This window comes from Neorhizobium petrolearium (assembly GCF_017873175.1).
Taxonomy (GTDB): Bacteria; Pseudomonadota; Alphaproteobacteria; order Rhizobiales; family Rhizobiaceae; genus Neorhizobium; species Neorhizobium petrolearium.
On the sequence record NZ_JAGGJW010000001.1, the window covers coordinates 77,317 to 91,601 of the forward strand.

At 62.0% G+C, this 14,285-nt stretch carries 16 protein-coding genes; 7 read left to right on the plus strand and 9 right to left on the minus strand.

Features of this window, described 5'->3' with window-relative positions; all coding sequences use genetic code 11:
* Positions 1-55: 55 nt before the first annotated feature.
* Positions 56-1,021, minus strand: coding sequence for a cysteine synthase A (gene cysK / locus J2046_RS00435; RefSeq protein WP_210047742.1), 966 nt, complete (start codon positions 1,019-1,021; stop codon positions 56-58).
* A gap of 273 nt (positions 1,022-1,294) precedes the next feature.
* On the opposite strand from cysK, the gene J2046_RS00440 reads away from it, so the two are divergent.
* Entirely contained in the window at positions 1,295-1,813 is a 519-nt protein-coding gene (locus J2046_RS00440; RefSeq protein WP_210047744.1) for a Dps family protein, read from the plus strand.
* A gap of 45 nt (positions 1,814-1,858) precedes the next feature.
* Here the strand turns inward: J2046_RS00440 and dut are convergent, their stop codons facing one another.
* Positions 1,859-2,329, minus strand: a complete 471-nt coding sequence (dut, locus tag J2046_RS00445; RefSeq protein WP_210047747.1) for a dUTP diphosphatase — start codon at positions 2,327-2,329, stop codon at positions 1,859-1,861.
* 97 nt (positions 2,330-2,426) lie between these two features.
* Between dut and J2046_RS00450 the strand changes: the two genes are divergently transcribed.
* On the plus strand, positions 2,427-4,010 hold the full coding sequence (locus J2046_RS00450) for a peptide chain release factor 3 (protein ID WP_210047749.1): 1,584 nt from the start codon (positions 2,427-2,429) through the stop codon (positions 4,008-4,010).
* 12 nt (positions 4,011-4,022) lie between these two features.
* On the opposite strand, the gene J2046_RS00455 is transcribed toward J2046_RS00450, so the two are convergent.
* Entirely contained in the window at positions 4,023-4,964 is a 942-nt protein-coding gene (locus J2046_RS00455) for a threonine/serine dehydratase (protein WP_210047751.1), read from the minus strand.
* 51 nt (positions 4,965-5,015) lie between these two features.
* Here J2046_RS00455 and J2046_RS00460 point away from each other — a divergent pair, with 51 nt between their 5' ends.
* Positions 5,016-5,318, plus strand: coding sequence for an ArsR/SmtB family transcription factor (locus tag J2046_RS00460; RefSeq protein ID WP_210047753.1), 303 nt, complete (start codon positions 5,016-5,018; stop codon positions 5,316-5,318).
* Between the two features lie 6 nt (positions 5,319-5,324).
* On the opposite strand, the gene J2046_RS00465 is transcribed toward J2046_RS00460, so the two are convergent.
* Positions 5,325-6,224 carry a LysR substrate-binding domain-containing protein gene (locus J2046_RS00465; protein WP_210047755.1) on the minus strand — a complete coding sequence of 300 codons (900 nt, stop codon included), beginning with the start codon at positions 6,222-6,224 and terminating at the stop codon, positions 5,325-5,327.
* Positions 6,225-6,336: 112 nt separating this feature from the next.
* Between J2046_RS00465 and J2046_RS00470 the strand changes: the two genes are divergently transcribed.
* Both J2046_RS00470 and tsaA read left to right on the plus strand, forming a co-directional pair.
* Entirely contained in the window at positions 6,337-7,044 is a 708-nt protein-coding gene (locus J2046_RS00470) for a glutathione S-transferase family protein (RefSeq protein ID WP_210047757.1), read from the plus strand.
* Between the two features lie 120 nt (positions 7,045-7,164).
* Entirely contained in the window at positions 7,165-7,692 is a 528-nt protein-coding gene (gene tsaA / locus J2046_RS00475) for a tRNA (N6-threonylcarbamoyladenosine(37)-N6)-methyltransferase TrmO (protein WP_210047766.1), read from the plus strand.
* Positions 7,693-7,734: 42 nt separating this feature from the next.
* On the opposite strand, the gene otsA is transcribed toward tsaA, so the two are convergent.
* Both otsA and otsB read right to left on the minus strand, forming a co-directional pair.
* Positions 7,735-9,111 carry an alpha,alpha-trehalose-phosphate synthase (UDP-forming) gene (otsA, locus tag J2046_RS00480; RefSeq protein ID WP_210047775.1) on the minus strand — a complete coding sequence of 459 codons (1,377 nt, stop codon included), beginning with the start codon at positions 9,109-9,111 and terminating at the stop codon, positions 7,735-7,737.
* 16 nt (positions 9,112-9,127) lie between these two features.
* Positions 9,128-9,943, minus strand: coding sequence for a trehalose-phosphatase (otsB, locus tag J2046_RS00485; protein WP_210047788.1), 816 nt, complete (start codon positions 9,941-9,943; stop codon positions 9,128-9,130).
* A gap of 192 nt (positions 9,944-10,135) precedes the next feature.
* On the opposite strand from otsB, the gene J2046_RS00490 reads away from it, so the two are divergent.
* Positions 10,136-10,948, plus strand: a complete 813-nt coding sequence (locus tag J2046_RS00490) for a class II glutamine amidotransferase (RefSeq protein ID WP_210047796.1) — start codon at positions 10,136-10,138, stop codon at positions 10,946-10,948.
* Here J2046_RS00490 and J2046_RS00495 read toward each other — a convergent pair.
* A complete protein-coding gene (locus J2046_RS00495) occupies positions 10,932-11,297 on the minus strand; it encodes an MmcQ/YjbR family DNA-binding protein (protein ID WP_210047798.1) in 366 nt (121 codons plus the stop codon). The genes J2046_RS00490 and J2046_RS00495 overlap by 17 nt on opposite strands.
* 1 nt (position 11,298) lies before the next feature.
* Positions 11,299-12,510 (minus strand): bifunctional phosphopantothenoylcysteine decarboxylase/phosphopantothenate--cysteine ligase CoaBC, encoded by a 1,212-nt coding sequence (gene coaBC, locus J2046_RS00500; RefSeq protein ID WP_210047800.1) that lies wholly within the window; start codon positions 12,508-12,510, stop codon positions 11,299-11,301.
* Positions 12,511-12,780: 270 nt separating this feature from the next.
* Between coaBC and J2046_RS00505 the strand changes: the two genes are divergently transcribed.
* On the plus strand, positions 12,781-13,341 hold the full coding sequence (locus J2046_RS00505; protein ID WP_210047801.1) for a glyoxalase superfamily protein: 561 nt from the start codon (positions 12,781-12,783) through the stop codon (positions 13,339-13,341).
* On the opposite strand, the gene J2046_RS00510 is transcribed toward J2046_RS00505, so the two are convergent.
* The gene (locus J2046_RS00510) at positions 13,342-14,214 is read right to left on the minus strand and encodes a LysR family transcriptional regulator (RefSeq protein ID WP_210047803.1); all 873 of its coding nucleotides are present in this window, start codon (positions 14,212-14,214) and stop codon (positions 13,342-13,344) included.
* Positions 14,215-14,285: the final 71 nt, after the last annotated feature.

Genomic DNA, 14,285 nt, shown 5'->3' on the forward strand with positions numbered 1-14,285 from the left:
GCTTGCGGGCGGCGGCTTGGCTTATGAGCCTTTCGCTATTCGCTACTCACTCGTTTCACCCACCCAGCCCTTCGAACAGCGCCGTTGAGAGATAACGTTCGGCGAAGGAGGGGATGATCACGACGATGTTTTTGCCGGCATTTTCAGGCCGGCTGCCGACTTCGATGGCAGCGGTGAGTGCTGCACCGGAGGAGATGCCGACGGGAACACCTTCGAGCCTGGCGACGAGGCGGGCCATTTCCATGGCTTCGGCGCTGTTGACGGTGACGATCTCGTCGTAGATCGAGGTATCGAGAATCTTTGGGGCGAAGCCGGCGCCGATCCCCTGGATTTTGTGCGGCCCGGGCTGGCCGCCGGAAAGCACGGGCGATTCCTCAGGCTCGACGGCAATGACCTTGAGGTTCGGATTACGGCTTTTCAGCATCTGTCCGGCGCCGGTGATCGTACCACCCGTGCCGATGCCGGAGACGAAGATATCGACCTTGCCGTCGGTGTCGTTCCAGATTTCCTCGGCCGTCGTCTTGCGATGGATTTCCGGATTGGCAGGATTCTCGAACTGCTGCGGAATGACCGCGTCGGGCAGCGAGGCGGCAAGCTCTTCCGCCTTGGCGATCGCGCCCTTCATGCCCTTCGGCCCTTCGGTCAGCACCAGTTCGGCACCGAGCAGTGCCAGCATCTTGCGGCGTTCGATCGACATCGTCTCCGGCATGGTGAGGATCAGCTTGTAGCCTTTCGCGGCGGCGGCGAAGGCAAGCGCGATGCCCGTATTGCCGGAGGTCGGTTCGATCAGCGTGGTCTTGCCGGATGTGATCTTGCCCTGGGCTTCGAGGCTCTCGATCATCGCCACACCGATGCGGTCCTTGACGGAAGCGATCGGATTGAAGAACTCGAGCTTGGCAAGCAGATTGGCTTTGACGCCTTTTTCCTTCGCAAGCTTATCCAGCCGCACGATGGGTGTATCGCCGATCGTTTCCGTGATCGATGAATAGATCCGGCCGCGGCCCGGTTTCTGTTCCGACATGGTGTTCTCCCTGACAAGTCGTTCAGATGCAGGAAGATAGGTCCAAAGAGCACCGGAAGCCAGCCGCATTGATCTTCCCTGCGCCGGTCGGGGAGAAAAAAGATGCAGGATGCAAGCTCGATGCGGAGAGTTTTTGCATTATCGGGACGTTTTGGAAAAACCCCGCCGAAATAAGGATGGACAGCTATTGAAAAAGTCCCGGCAGAGGGCACTTTAATTTCAGATCGCCGGCACCGAAAGGCGGCCCATGCTCGATCTCTAAGGGGATGATCCATGCCTGATAATGCTGCCAGAAACCGCAAGCTTGCTCCGCTCGCCACGCCCTCAGATCTCGGAACGAACGCCGTGAAGGATATCGCCGCAGCGCTCACGACGCTGCTTGCCGATGTCTTTTCACTTTACCTCAAGACCAAGAATTTCCACTGGCATATGTCCGGTCCGCACTTCCGGGATTACCACCTGCTTCTCGACGAGCAGGCAGAGCAGATTTTCGCAATGACAGATGACGTTGCCGAGCGCGCCCGCAAGATCGGCGGCACGACCCTGCGTTCGATCGGCCATATTTCCCGGCTGCAACGCATCCCCGACAACGACGCGGATTTCGTGACGCCGGAGGACATGCTGGCGGAGCTCAGGGAAGACAACAAGCAACTGATCGCCCTCATGCGGCAAACGCACGACCTCTGCGATGAGCATAACGACGTTGCGACCGCCAGCCTGATCGAGAACTGGATCGATGAAGCGGAGCGCCGCACCTGGTTCCTGTTCGAGACAACCCGCCGCGAAAAGTAAATTGCCGCGATAATCCTTGCAGGCGCTTGCGGATCGGTTCCGGCCTCACACGCCGGTCGATCCGAAGCCGCCGGCGCCGCGGGCGGTCGCTGTCGTCTCCGTGATTTCCGCGATGCGCGCTTGCTTCACCGGCGCAATGACCATCTGGGCGATCCGCATGCCGCGGGTGATGGTAAAATCCTCGTCGCCGAGATTGATCAAGAGCACCTTCACCTCACCGCGATAGTCGCTGTCGATGGTGCCGGGCGTGTTGAGGCAGGTGATGCCGTGCTTGAAGGCCAGGCCGGAACGCGGCCGCACCTGCGCCTCGAAACCATCCGGAATTTCGAAGATGAAGCCGGTCGGCACCAGTGCGCGCCTGCCCGGCGCGATCGTCAAAGGGGAGCCGTCCCCAACGGCGGCGCGAAGGTCCATGCCGGCCGCACCGGCGGTCTCATAGGAGGGCAGGTCGAGGCCGTCGCCATGCGGCAGGCGGATCAGATTGAGTGTCGGCGAGGAGGGAGCATGGATGTTCATGCGCCCATTAGCCGACCGGTTGTCGCTTGGGTCAAACACGAATTGAAAGTTATCCACGGAGTCGTTAGATACGCGGCAACTCGAAGGATTCTGAAAAATGCCCGAAACCATTGCCGAGGCGGTCGCCCGCCGTCGCACATTCGCGATTATTGCCCATCCGGACGCGGGCAAGACGACTCTCACCGAAAAACTGCTGCTTTTCGGCGGCGCGATCCAGCTCGCCGGAGAGGTGAAGGCGAAGAAGGATCGCATCCAGACCCGCTCCGACTGGATGAAGATCGAGCGCGAGCGCGGCATCTCGGTCGTCACCTCGGTCATGACCTTCGAATATGGCGGCAATGTCTTCAACATCCTCGATACGCCCGGCCACGAGGATTTTGCCGACGACACCTATCGCACGCTGACGGCGGTGGATGCCGCGGTCATGGTGATCGACGCCGCAAAAGGTATCGAACCGCGCACGCTGAAACTTTTCGAAGTCTGCCGCATGCGCGACATCCCGATCATTACCTTCGTCAACAAGATGGACCGCGAAAGCCGCGACCCCTTCGAGATACTGGACGAGGTGGAGGAGAAGCTGGCGCTCGATACCGCGCCGATCACCTGGCCGATCGGCCGGTCGAAGACCTTCTGCGGCTCCTACCATCTCGCCGATAATACGGTGCGCGGTTCCGACAACGAGGTAACTGTGACGCCGGTCAACGGCCCGCAGAGCGTGGCCGACCGTCTGCCGGAAAACGAGCGTGCGGCCTTCATCGAAGAGACGGAACTGGCGATCGAGGCGTGCAGGCCCTTCGACCGCCAGGCCTTCCTCGAAGGTCATATGACGCCGGTTTTCTTCGGCTCGGCGCTCCGCAATTACGGCGTCCGCGATCTGATCGAGGCGCTCGGCGAATTCGCGCCGCCGCCGCGTGACCAGGTGGCCGATATCCGCAAGGTGCATGCGGCTGAGGACCGGATGACGGCCTTCGTCTTCAAGATCCAGGCCAACATGGATCCGAACCATCGCGACCGCATCGCTTTTGCCCGCGTCTGCTCCGGCAAGCTGGAGCGTGGCATGAAGGCGCGTCTGTCGCGCACCGGCAAGCAGCTCGGGTTGACTGCGCCGCAATTCTTCTTCGCTTCGCAGCGGCAGTTGGCGGATACTGCCTATGCCGGCGATGTCGTCGGCATTCCGAACCACGGGACACTCAGGATCGGCGATACGCTGACGGAAGGCGAGCCGCTGGTCTTCCAGGGCGTGCCGAATTTCTCGCCGGAAATCCTGCGCCGCGTGCGGCTGGAGGATGCCATGAAGGCGAAGAAGCTCAAGGAAGCCCTGCAGCAGATGGCGGAAGAGGGCGTCGTGCAGCTCTTTTCGCCGGAAGACGGCTCGCCGGCGATCGTCGGCGTCGTCGGCGCGCTGCAGCTCGATGTGCTGAAGGAGCGGCTTGCGGCCGAATACGGCCTGCCGGTCTCCTTCGAAATGTCGCGTTTCTCTGTCTGCCGCTGGATCTCGGCGGACCAGCCGGCCGAGCTGGAAAAATTCCTCTCGACCCATCGCGGCGATATCGCCCGCGATCTCGATGGCGATCCGGTCTATCTGGCGCAGGACGGCTTTTCGCTGCGCTATGAGAGCGAGCGTTATCCGGCGATCAGGATGGCCGCGATCAAGGAATATCACGTCGCCAAGGCGGCGTGATATTTTTGGACCTCAATCGAACCTGACGGCCGTTGTGTTCGACCCGCAGACGAGGACGCAGACGCGTTCGTCCAGGCCCGGAACGTATTTACCGGAGAGAAGGGCGGCGAAGGCGGCTGCCCCGCCGGGCTCGGCCACGACGCGCGCGCCGGCCCACAGCGCCTTCTGGGCGGCCAGAATCGCGTCGTCCGAAACCAGAACCGGCGGTTCGACATATTTCTGTGCGATCGGAAACATCAATTGGCCGACCTGCCTCGGGGCGAGCGAGTCTGCTGCGATGCCACCGGCGGAGGCATCCACCGGCTTGCCGGCCTTGAAGGCCTCATAAAGCGTCGGCGCGCCGTCGGATTCCACGGCAACGATCTTCACCCGGCCGCGGAACCACGAGGCGATGCCGCCGATCAGCCCGCCGCCGCCGACTGCGACGAGCAGCGTCGTCATTTCTGGCAGGTCGTCCTCGATCTCCTCGCCGAGCGTTCCCTGGCCCAGCAAGGTTTCCACCTGGTCATAGGCATGCACCGCCAGAGCCCCGCTCTCGGCGACATAGGTCTCGCTGGCCGCCAGTGCATCCGCATATCGGTCGCCGCCGATCACGAGTTCCGCGCCATAGGAGCGGATGCGCTCCGCCTTGGCGGGCGAGGTGACGCTCGGCACGAAGATCGTCGCCGGCACGCCGAGCCGCATCGCTGCATAGGCGACCGCAGCGCCATGATTGCCGCCGGATGCCGCGACGACGCCGGCCGGTGGAATGTCACGGGTCAGCAGGTTGGCGAAGGCGCCGCGGGCCTTGAACGAGCCGGAATGCTGCAGGAGTTCGAGCTTCAGGTCGACTGGCAGGGGCCTTGTTCCGAAATCCCGCATGTCGACCCGCATCAACGGTGTGTGGCGGATATGCGGACGGATGAGCTTTTCTGTTTCGGCTATGCGTTCTGGCGTGACAGGATCGACGGACATATGGGCCTCGTACAGGATTGACTTTAATTCGTTACTTGGCAAAATGCCAAAATGCAAGACGTCGATATCCTGAAAGCCTTCGCCAACGATCGGCGCCTGATGATTCTCGAATGGCTGAAGCAGCCGCGCGAGCATTTTCCGCTGCAGGTGGATGGCGATCTGGTGGAAGACGGCGTCTGCGCGGTGCTGATCGCCGAGAAACTCGGCATAACCCCTGCCACGCTCAGCGAGCATATGCGCATTCTCGTGCAGGCGGAACTGGTCCATGGCAAGCGCATCAAGCAATGGATTTTCTACCGCCGCAACGAGGAACGGATAGCGGGACTGAGGCAGGGCCTGTTCGCAAGCTTGTAGACCCGTTCAGGCCTGGGTCAGCTTTTCGCTCAGGAAATCGACGACCGCGCGCACGGCCGGCAATTGACCGCGCCGATGCGGCATCAGGATGGTCGTGGTGATGCTGCCTGCCGTCCAGTCCGGAAGCAGGCGCACGAGCCGGCCTTCGGCGAGCGCACTGCGGCAGACGGAGGTCGGCAGGCAGGCGATACCAAGCCCGGCCAGTGCCGCCTTCATCATTACCATGGGCTCGTCGGCAGCAATCACCGGCAGGGGCGCCACCAGAACCTCTTCCCCTTCGTATGAGGTCAGTCGCCAGGGATCGTCACCGAAGTAAGCCGCCACCGCCTTATGCCCGGCAAGCTCCTCTGGGCTTCGGGGTTCGCCATGTGCATGGAGATAGTCTGGCGAGGCGACGACGAAGAAAGGGTGCGTGACAAGCTTTCTCTGCAGCAGTGTCGAGTCGGGCAGGGGTGCCTGGTGGCTCCGCAGCGCAATGTCGAACCCTTCCTGGACTATATCGACGAACCGATCGCTGACATGCAGCGAAAGCTTGAGTTTCGGGTAACGGGCGGAAAGCTCCGGCAGGTGTTCGGCGAGCAGGAATTGCGCGGTCGGCACAGCAGCGGTCATGCGCACAATCCCGCTCGGTTCACCAAGATGGGTGCGTACGATCGTTTCGGCCATTTCCGCTTCGATGATCGAGGCTTGCGCGTGCTGGAAGAAATCCCGGCCGAGATCGGTCAATGAAAAGCTGCGCGACGTGCGATGTATCAGCCGGACGCCCAGCCGATCCTCCAGTTCGGCGACCCGCTTGCTGATCGTGGATTTCGGCACGCCGAGCCGACGCCCCGCGGCGGAAAATCCACCGTGTTCCACCGCCTGAACGAAGAAATGGAGATCGTTGAGATTGAGCGACGCAGTCATGTCATCTTCCACATATGTAGACTTTTAAGCGCAATGAAGCCATCTTCCGCGCCAGCGTCCACAAAATCATATTATCTTCATTCGAAAGGTTCAATTCCCAAGGAGTGAAGATATGACACCGATCCTGTTTTATGGCGTGCCGGAGGGATGCTCGTTCGGCTCGATCGTGGCGCTTGAATGGACGGACGCGCCCTATCGCCTCTGCCGGGTGGAAATGCCCGGCGTGGTCTCGAGCGAGGCCTACAGACCGGTCAATCCGGTCGGCGAGACGCCCTCGCTGATGTTGCCGGATGGTCGCGTGATGAGCGAGAGCATGGCCATCCTCAACCACATTGCCGCCCGCACGGTCGACAAGGGCTGGGGCTTCGATCCGAAGTCGGAAAAGTTCGACTGGCTGAACCAGATGCTGGCTTTCCTCAACACCGGCTTCTTCAATGCCTTCAGCCCTCTCTGGCATGCGTTGGAACATGAACTGGAACCGCAGGCGAAGGAGGCGCTTGTGGCCTATGGCATCGCTAAGGTCGAAAAAACCCATGCTCATCTCGAACGCCTGCTCGCTGGCCAGAAATGGCTGCTCGGCGATGAGAGAAGCTTTGCGGATGCCTATTTCGCCGGCATCGCCCGCTGGAACGATTTCCACCAGGTCGTCGACCGGAAGAAATTTCCGGCGCTCAATGCACTTTACGAGCGCCTGCAGGAGGACCCCGCGGTACGGTTTGCCTGGGCCATCGAGCATCAGGCGGAGGCCAGAACGACCGGCCGGTTCCTTGGTCACGTAAGCCTCGAAGAGGCTCTGGGCGAGATCAAGCAGGCGGCTTGATCTGTAGCGAGATGTTTCCATAAATATCTCGGCATGCCATAGTGGGCTCTGGCTTGGGCGAGGGCCTGCGGTGGCATTGCCGCGGCGATACCGCGCGCCGGTCCTGACAGGAGGTTTCCGATGGTGCGCGAAAACGAAATCCGTGAAAACGAAGTGGCGGTCACGCCACCTGCGCCAACCGATGCGGGCCTGACCTTCATCGGCCGCATCTCGACCCCCTGGACTTCGCGCATGGAGACGCCGCGCCAGGGCAGGCATGACGGGCCTGTCTGCCGCATCGAGATCTTCGAGCCCTGGGTTGCGGCGCTCAAGGGCATCGAGGCTTTCGAGCGCCTGGAAGTCCTCTATTGGCTGGACCGTTCGCGCCGCGATCTGGTGTTGCAAAGCCCGGCAAGTAACGGCAAAGTTCATGGCACGTTTTCGCTGCGCACGCCGGTGCGCCCGAATCCGATAGGCACCTCGATCGTCGTGCTGGCAGCGGTGGAAGGCAATGTGCTTCTCGTTCGAGGGCTCGACTGCCTCGACGGCACGCCGCTTCTAGACCTAAAGCCGGACCGAACCCTCTTCAAGCCGATTGCGCCGCCGCAGCCCGGAGACTTCCAGACCGGTGAGGACACGTCGAAAGTGCACTATTGCCAGAAAGCGTGACGAATTCGGCCCGACGCCCGTTGATGGTCGCAAACGTAACAATCACGCCGCGGTGAGATCTCTGAGGAAATCATTGCACCAACGGGTTACGTCGTGTTCCAGAAGGTGCTCCATCATGCGGCCCCAGCGTTCCTGGCGCTCTTCGAGCGGCATGTTGATGCCGCGGGCGATCGCATTGGCGGTACCCTCTATGTCGTAGGGGTTTACCAGCAGCGCGCCCCGCAATTCCCGGGCGGCGCCCGCGAAGCGTGACAGCACCAGCACGCCGGGGTTTTCCGGGTCCTGGGCCGCGACATATTCCTTGGCGACGAGGTTCATCCCGTCGCGCAGCGGCGTCACGAGCCCGATCCGCGCCAGGCGATAGAGGCCGGCCAGCACCGGGCGGCCGATCGAGCGGTTGATGTAGCGGATCGGCACCCAGTCCACCGTGCCGATCGCGCCGTTCACGCGGCCAGCCTGCTCGGCAACTGTCCGCTGCATCTGCTCGTATTCCGGCACTTCCGAGCGGGATTTCGGGGTGATCTGCAGATAGGTCACCCGGTTATGGTGACCCGGATTGGATTTGACGAAATGTTCGAAGGCATCGAGCCGCTGGGTGATCCCCTTCGAATAATCGAGCCGGTCGACCCCGATGATGAGATCGCGGCCTTCGACACTTTGTTTGGCCTTGCGCACGATCAGGTTGGTGGCAGCCTTTTTCGCATAGTCCGCGAATGCGGCGGTCTCGATGCCGATCGGGTAGAATCCACCCTTGAACGTCCGTCCATAGGAGGTCAGCTTGCCGCCTTCCAGCGCCTCGCCGATGCCTTCGCGCACGAGTCCGCCGGCAAAATTGGCGAGGTCGTGGTCGGTCTGGAAGCCGACCAGGTCATAGTGGGAAAGGCCCTTCATGATCTCCTCGTGGACGGGCATCGTGAAGAGCACGTCTGCTGGTGGCCACGGGATGTGCAGGAAGAAACCGATACGGTTCTTGAAGCCCATCTGGCGCAATTCGGCGGCGAGCGGGATCAGGTGGTAATCATGCACCCAGATGATGTCGTCTTCCCGCAGCAGTGGCGCCAGCCGGTGGGCAAAGAAACGATTGACGCGGAAATAGCCGGCCATCTCCTTGCGGCCGTATTCGGCGAGATCCAGCCGATAGTGGCAGATCGGCCAGAGCACCCGGTTGGCGAAGCCATGGTAATATTCCTCGACATCCGTCTTGGTAAGGTCGGTGAGCGCATAGGTGATATTGCCATGCGTTTGCATGGCGAGCGGCGCAGGCTCCTTCGCGCCGCTGGACTTGCCCGACCAGCCCATCCAGATGCCGCCGCGCTCTTCCAGGGCCGCCTGCAGGGCGACGGCGAGCCCGCCTGCGGGGGCGTCACCGCTTTTTTGCGGCAGGGTGACACGGTTCGAAACGACCACAAGACGGCTCAAGCTCTTCCCTTTCGATTCAAGCGATATTGGATGTGCCGGCGCCGGCCAGCGTGGCGAGGATCGCTCGCAGGGCATCGGTCGAAGGGAGAGTGGATCTCGCTTCCGTTTCAGCCGGAGTTTCGGCGATGCGGATCGAATGCCCGCCAAGCCGGTTTACCGTCCGGAACATCGCTTCATCGGTCACGTCGTCGCCGATCGCGATCGGTTTACGCCCCTTGAAGGGCGTTTCGTCGAGGAAGGCCTTGAGCGCATGCCCCTTGCTGGCCTGCGCCGGGCGGATTTCGGCGACCATCTTGCCACGCTGCAGCGTGAAGTCCGGGCCGGCCATGTCGAGATAACGGGGCATGGCTGCTTCTACGGTCTCTCGCTGATCCGGCGCTTGCCGGTAATGTGCAGCGACGGCCGCCCCCTTGTCCTCCACCAGGACGCCCGGCCATTGTTTCGCTTCCCGCGCCAGGGCGGCTTTCAGCTCTTCGAATGCGGCACTTGGTGTGAAGCGGCTGATCTCGCCCAATGGACCGCGCCGCTCGGACCCATGCAGTCCGGCGATCGGAAATGTGTACGGCACGAAAAGCCGGTCGGCATAGGCAAGCGCGCGTCCGGTCACCAGCGCCAGCGCACCATTGAGCTTCGTGGAAAGGTGATGGAGGTTTTCCGGCAGATCCGGGGGGACGACGATCCCATCCGGCGTATCTGCAAGGTCGATCAGTGTTCCATCGATATCGAGAAACAGTGCCCATTGGTCGGGTTGGAATGCCAGTTTAAAAAGGGCTTCCTCGCCGGATGAAACAGAGGCCTGATCGTCCTGCCTGGGATTTTCCTGATATGACATACTGCCAAATTTAGGCCACAAATCCGCTCAGGCAACCTCAAAAGACAACAAAGCGTCGTAAAAAGTGATTGGCCCTCTGTCAAAAACCCGTCTTGAAGGGGCTTCATTCATAGTTCGTTAAGCATTTGTCGAGACGCTGATTTCAACATTTTTCGGCCGTTTGCGGGCGGCCTCGTCGGAGCATCAAGACCCATGTGCCGTTGGGCAGCCTATCGCGGCGAACCTCTTTATCTCGAAGAACTCGTATCCTCGCCCGCCCACTCCCTGATCGAACAATCCCACTGCGCCACCCGCGCCAAGACCGCCACGAACGGCGATGGTTTCGGCATCGCCTGGTATGGTGAGCGGCCGGATCCGGGCCGCTACCGCGATATCCTGCCGGCCTGGTCCGATTGCAACCTGAGAAGTCTCGCCCGACAGATCCGCTCGCCGCTCTTCCTCGCTCACGTTCGTGCGGCGACCACAGGCGCGACGCGTCGCGACAACTGCCATCCCTTCGTGCATGGCCACTGGTCCTTCATGCACAACGGCCAGATTTCCGGCTTCGACCGCATCCGGAGGCAGATGGAAGGCATGCTCTCCGACGAATTGTTCCATGCGCGCTCGGGCACGACGGATTCTGAACTGCTCTTCTTGCTGGCGCTGCAACTGGGCCTTGATGCCGATCCGCTCGGCGCCATGGAAAGGGCGATCGCCGCCGTCGAGGACCTGTCGATGGAAAAGTCCGGCGCCGCGCTGGTGCGCTTCACCGCCGCTTTCTCCGATGGCAGGGAGCTTTATGCGGTGCGTTATGCGACGGACCACAGGCCGCCGACGCTTTACGCCGCGCCGACGGGCGGCAAGACCGGCTACTGCCTCGTGTCGGAACCGCTCAACGACGAAGTCGATGCGTGGGTGGAAATTCCGGATGGCAGCGCCGTGAAGGTCTGTGCCGAGGGTATCAAAGTGTCGGTCTTCGTTCCCCAGGGAGAGGGGCTGTCCGAAGACGTCAGGAAGACAGCCTGATTCCCAGTTCCTGCCGGAGTCTCTTCGTCAAGCCGGCGGCCACCAGTTCATAGGATCGTGTAAGATAGTGGACGAGCTCCTCGCCCGAAAGCTGCGAATTGCTGCCGATCTCCACCCATTTCCGTTTGGCGAAATAGGGAGCCTGCCTGATTCCGTCGAGTGCGGTCAGGATCTCGAAGCTCTCCTCGGGACATTTCGCCACGACCCTTGCTGCCGCACCTTCGCCGGAAAGCATGGTGACGACCTTGCCGCCGACCTTCGCGACATGTCCGTCCCATTGATCGACGAAGGACCTGCCGGGCAGGCCCGCCACAAACGCGTCGAAGCCCCTGCGTTCGAAAAGGCTCATCTCATGCTCCTGCCAGCCGCCTGGCGACGAGTTCCGCAAGCCTTGCCGCCACTTCGTCCTTGCCGAGGTCCGGCCATTCCTCGACGCCCTTGGCGCTGATGATTTTTACGCGGTTGCGGGTGCCGCCCATGATGCCGGTCTCTGGTGAAACGTCGTTGGCGACGATCAGGTCCGCGCCCTTGCGTAGAAGCTTGTCGCGGCCGTTCTTCTCCACGTCCTGGGTTTCGGCGGCAAAACCGACCACCAGCTTCGGCCGTTTGTCGTGATGCCCGACCGTCTTCAGGATGTCCGGGTTTTCGGCTAGCACGAGCGGCGGCGGAGCCTCCCCCGATTTCTTCTTGATCTTCTGGCCGGCGGAGGTCGCCACGCGCCAGTCGGCAACCGCCGCCACCATGACCGCGATGTCGGCGGGCAGGCGGGAGACGACCGCTTCCAGCATTTCGTCGGCGCGTTCCACATGCATGGTCTTGATCCCGGCCGGATCGGGGATCGTCACGGGGCCGGAAACGAGCGTCACATCCGCGCCGAGTTTGGCGAGTGCTGCGGCGATCGCATGTCCCTGCCGGCCCGAGGAGCGGTTGGCGATGTAACGCACGGGATCGATAGGCTCATGCGTCGGACCGGATGTGACGATCGCGGTCCTGCCGGCGAGCGGCTTCCGTCCGCCGTCGAACAATTGGAGGATTGCGGCGACGATCTCCAGCGGCTCAGCCATGCGGCCGACGCCCGCCTCGCTACTTTCCGCCATCTCGCCGGCCATCGGCCCAATACAGCGGATGCCGTCGGCTTTCAGCGCTTCGACATTGCGCCTGGTCGCGGGCGCGGCCCACATCTTCGGGTTCATCGCCGGCGCCACCAGCACCGGCCGGTCGGTGGCGAGCAGCACGGTACTTGCCAGATCGTCCGCCAGCCCGTGCGCCATCTTCGCCATCAGGTCGGCGCTGGCCGGTGCCACCACCACCAGATCGGTGTCGCGGGCAAGGCGAATGTGACCGACATCCTGCTCGTCCTCGCGGGAGAACAGGTCGACATAGACATGGCTTGCGGAAAGCGCGCCGACTGCGAGCGGCGTGACGAACTCTTGTGCTGCCTTTGTCATGATCGGCCGCACGGCAGCACCACGTTCGCGGAGCCTGCGGATGAGGTCGAGGCTTTTGTAAGCCGCGATGCCGCCGGAGATGATCAGAAGGATGCGCTTGCCTTGAAGTTCCATGCCCGTATCCGATGCCAGATGTGGCGGGGAAGCTAAGCCCTCGGCCGCCGACTTGCAATCGTCATCGCTGATACGCTGTCCCGCTTGCGCTGTATTCCCGACTGCGTTACTCCTGTTTGTGGCCGGATGCGGCCAGCCGCTTGCAGGTTTTGAAACCAATGGTGAACGCATCCCAACCGACTCTCATCCTTTGCCAAACGGCCAATGATGACGAACGGATCAGCAATGCAGGCCCTGATATTGCCGTTCGTCCATTGAAAGGATGATGAGATGCGCGATTTCCGCGATGCAAAACTGATGGCGAAAAGCCTGCGCGAGTCGCTGGCAGGGCGTAACCTGGAGCTTACGCACAGTCAGGCGCTGGAACTGGTGGCAGGCCAGTTCGGCTATGACGACTGGAACATCCTCGCTGCAAAGATCGAGGCGGCAGAGCCGCAGCAAAGGAAGCCTGGTGGAATCTCGATCCAGCCGGCGATCCCGATCTTCCGGATATTCTCGATCGACAAGGCGATGGAATTCTATTGCGGCTTTCTGGGTTTCGAGCTCGATTGGGAACATCGTTTCGGCGAGAATTTCCCGCTCTATTGCCAGGTCTCCCGCAGCGGCATGCTGATGCACCTTTCCGAGCATGCAGGCGATGCCTCGCCTGGCGCCCGTGTCTTCGTGCCGATGCAGGGCATCCGCGCCTTCCATGCCGAATTGACCGGTAAGGATTACCGTTACATGAAGCCGGGTCTGGAGCAGCAGCCCTGGGGGCTGGAGGTGACGGTCACCGATCCGTTCAGCAACCGCATCAGTTTCTGCGAGCGGGAAATCAAGCCGGAAACCTGATCAGATGAGGCCCATCAGGTTGAGCGCGATCGGAGAACGCTGTGCCTTCTGCACCGCAAGCCCCAGCCGCGCGATCAGCGGCGGTCCCTCGATAGGCTTGTAGACGACGCCCTCGATCGCGAATTTCGCGATCGAGGCGGGCACGATCGAGACGCCGAGATCGGCCGCCACGAGATTGACGACGGAGGGGATCTGCGGTGCTTCCTGCGTCACCTGCAACTCGAAACCGGCCTCGCGGCAGCCGCGCACGATATCGTCGTAGAGGCTGAGGCCCACGGTGCGCGGGAAAAGGATGAAGGGTTCGCCGACAAGGGCGCCAAGCGGCACGCGGACGTGCTTGGCAAGCGGATGATGCGCGGGAAGCGCGACCAGCATCGGCTCGTCCGGCAGCCGTTTCAGCCGCACCTCCTTCGGGTCCTCGAGGCCCGGACGGATGAAGGCGGCATCGATCTCGCCGCGCGTGAGCTTCTCCATAAGCCAGTTGCTGTTCATCTCGCTGAGCGCCAGCGCCACATCGGGCCACTGGCTGCGAAAGCGCCGGATTGCGCCGGTCACAAGCGGGTTGAATGCAGCGGAAGCTGTAAAGCCGAGCGCCAGCCTGCCTGTCTCGCCACGGGCGGCGCGCTGCGCGGAAAGGACGGCATTGTCTGCGGCAGCCAGCGACGCCCTGGCTTCCGTCAGGAAGGCGGCGCCTGCCGTCGTCAGTTCCGCGCCGTGCGGGACGCGATGGAACAGGGGAGCGCCGACCTCCATTTCCAGAATACGGATCTGCTGGCTGAGCGGCGGCTGCCCGATGCCGAGCTTCGCTGCCGCGCGGGTGAAATTACCCTCTTCGGCCACCGCCAGGAAATATCGGATATGTCGAAGCTCCATATCTAGGACCTATCAAGATCGCCTGCTTCATATATTGGACAAATAGTGTGCCGCTCGCTACCTTTTTTCGC

Coding starts and splice junctions, on each gene's coding strand:
- cysK (WP_210047742.1), bottom strand. CDS start 1,021: ATGTCGGAACAGAAACCGGGCCGCGGCCGGATCTATTCATCGATCACG.
- J2046_RS00440 (WP_210047744.1), top strand. CDS start 1,295: ATGCCTGATAATGCTGCCAGAAACCGCAAGCTTGCTCCGCTCGCCACG.
- dut (WP_210047747.1), bottom strand. CDS start 2,329: ATGAACATCCATGCTCCCTCCTCGCCGACACTCAATCTGATCCGCCTG.
- J2046_RS00450 (WP_210047749.1), top strand. CDS start 2,427: ATGCCCGAAACCATTGCCGAGGCGGTCGCCCGCCGTCGCACATTCGCG.
- J2046_RS00455 (WP_210047751.1), bottom strand. CDS start 4,964: ATGTCCGTCGATCCTGTCACGCCAGAACGCATAGCCGAAACAGAAAAG.
- J2046_RS00460 (WP_210047753.1), top strand. CDS start 5,016: ATGCAAGACGTCGATATCCTGAAAGCCTTCGCCAACGATCGGCGCCTG.
- J2046_RS00465 (WP_210047755.1), bottom strand. CDS start 6,224: ATGACTGCGTCGCTCAATCTCAACGATCTCCATTTCTTCGTTCAGGCG.
- J2046_RS00470 (WP_210047757.1), top strand. CDS start 6,337: ATGACACCGATCCTGTTTTATGGCGTGCCGGAGGGATGCTCGTTCGGC.
- tsaA (WP_210047766.1), top strand. CDS start 7,165: ATGGTGCGCGAAAACGAAATCCGTGAAAACGAAGTGGCGGTCACGCCA.
- otsB (WP_210047788.1), bottom strand. CDS start 9,943: ATGTCATATCAGGAAAATCCCAGGCAGGACGATCAGGCCTCTGTTTCA.
- J2046_RS00490 (WP_210047796.1), top strand. CDS start 10,136: ATGTGCCGTTGGGCAGCCTATCGCGGCGAACCTCTTTATCTCGAAGAA.
- J2046_RS00495 (WP_210047798.1), bottom strand. CDS start 11,297: ATGAGCCTTTTCGAACGCAGGGGCTTCGACGCGTTTGTGGCGGGCCTG.
- coaBC (WP_210047800.1), bottom strand. CDS start 12,510: ATGGAACTTCAAGGCAAGCGCATCCTTCTGATCATCTCCGGCGGCATC.
- J2046_RS00505 (WP_210047801.1), top strand. CDS start 12,781: ATGCGCGATTTCCGCGATGCAAAACTGATGGCGAAAAGCCTGCGCGAG.
- J2046_RS00510 (WP_210047803.1), bottom strand. CDS start 14,214: ATGGAGCTTCGACATATCCGATATTTCCTGGCGGTGGCCGAAGAGGGT.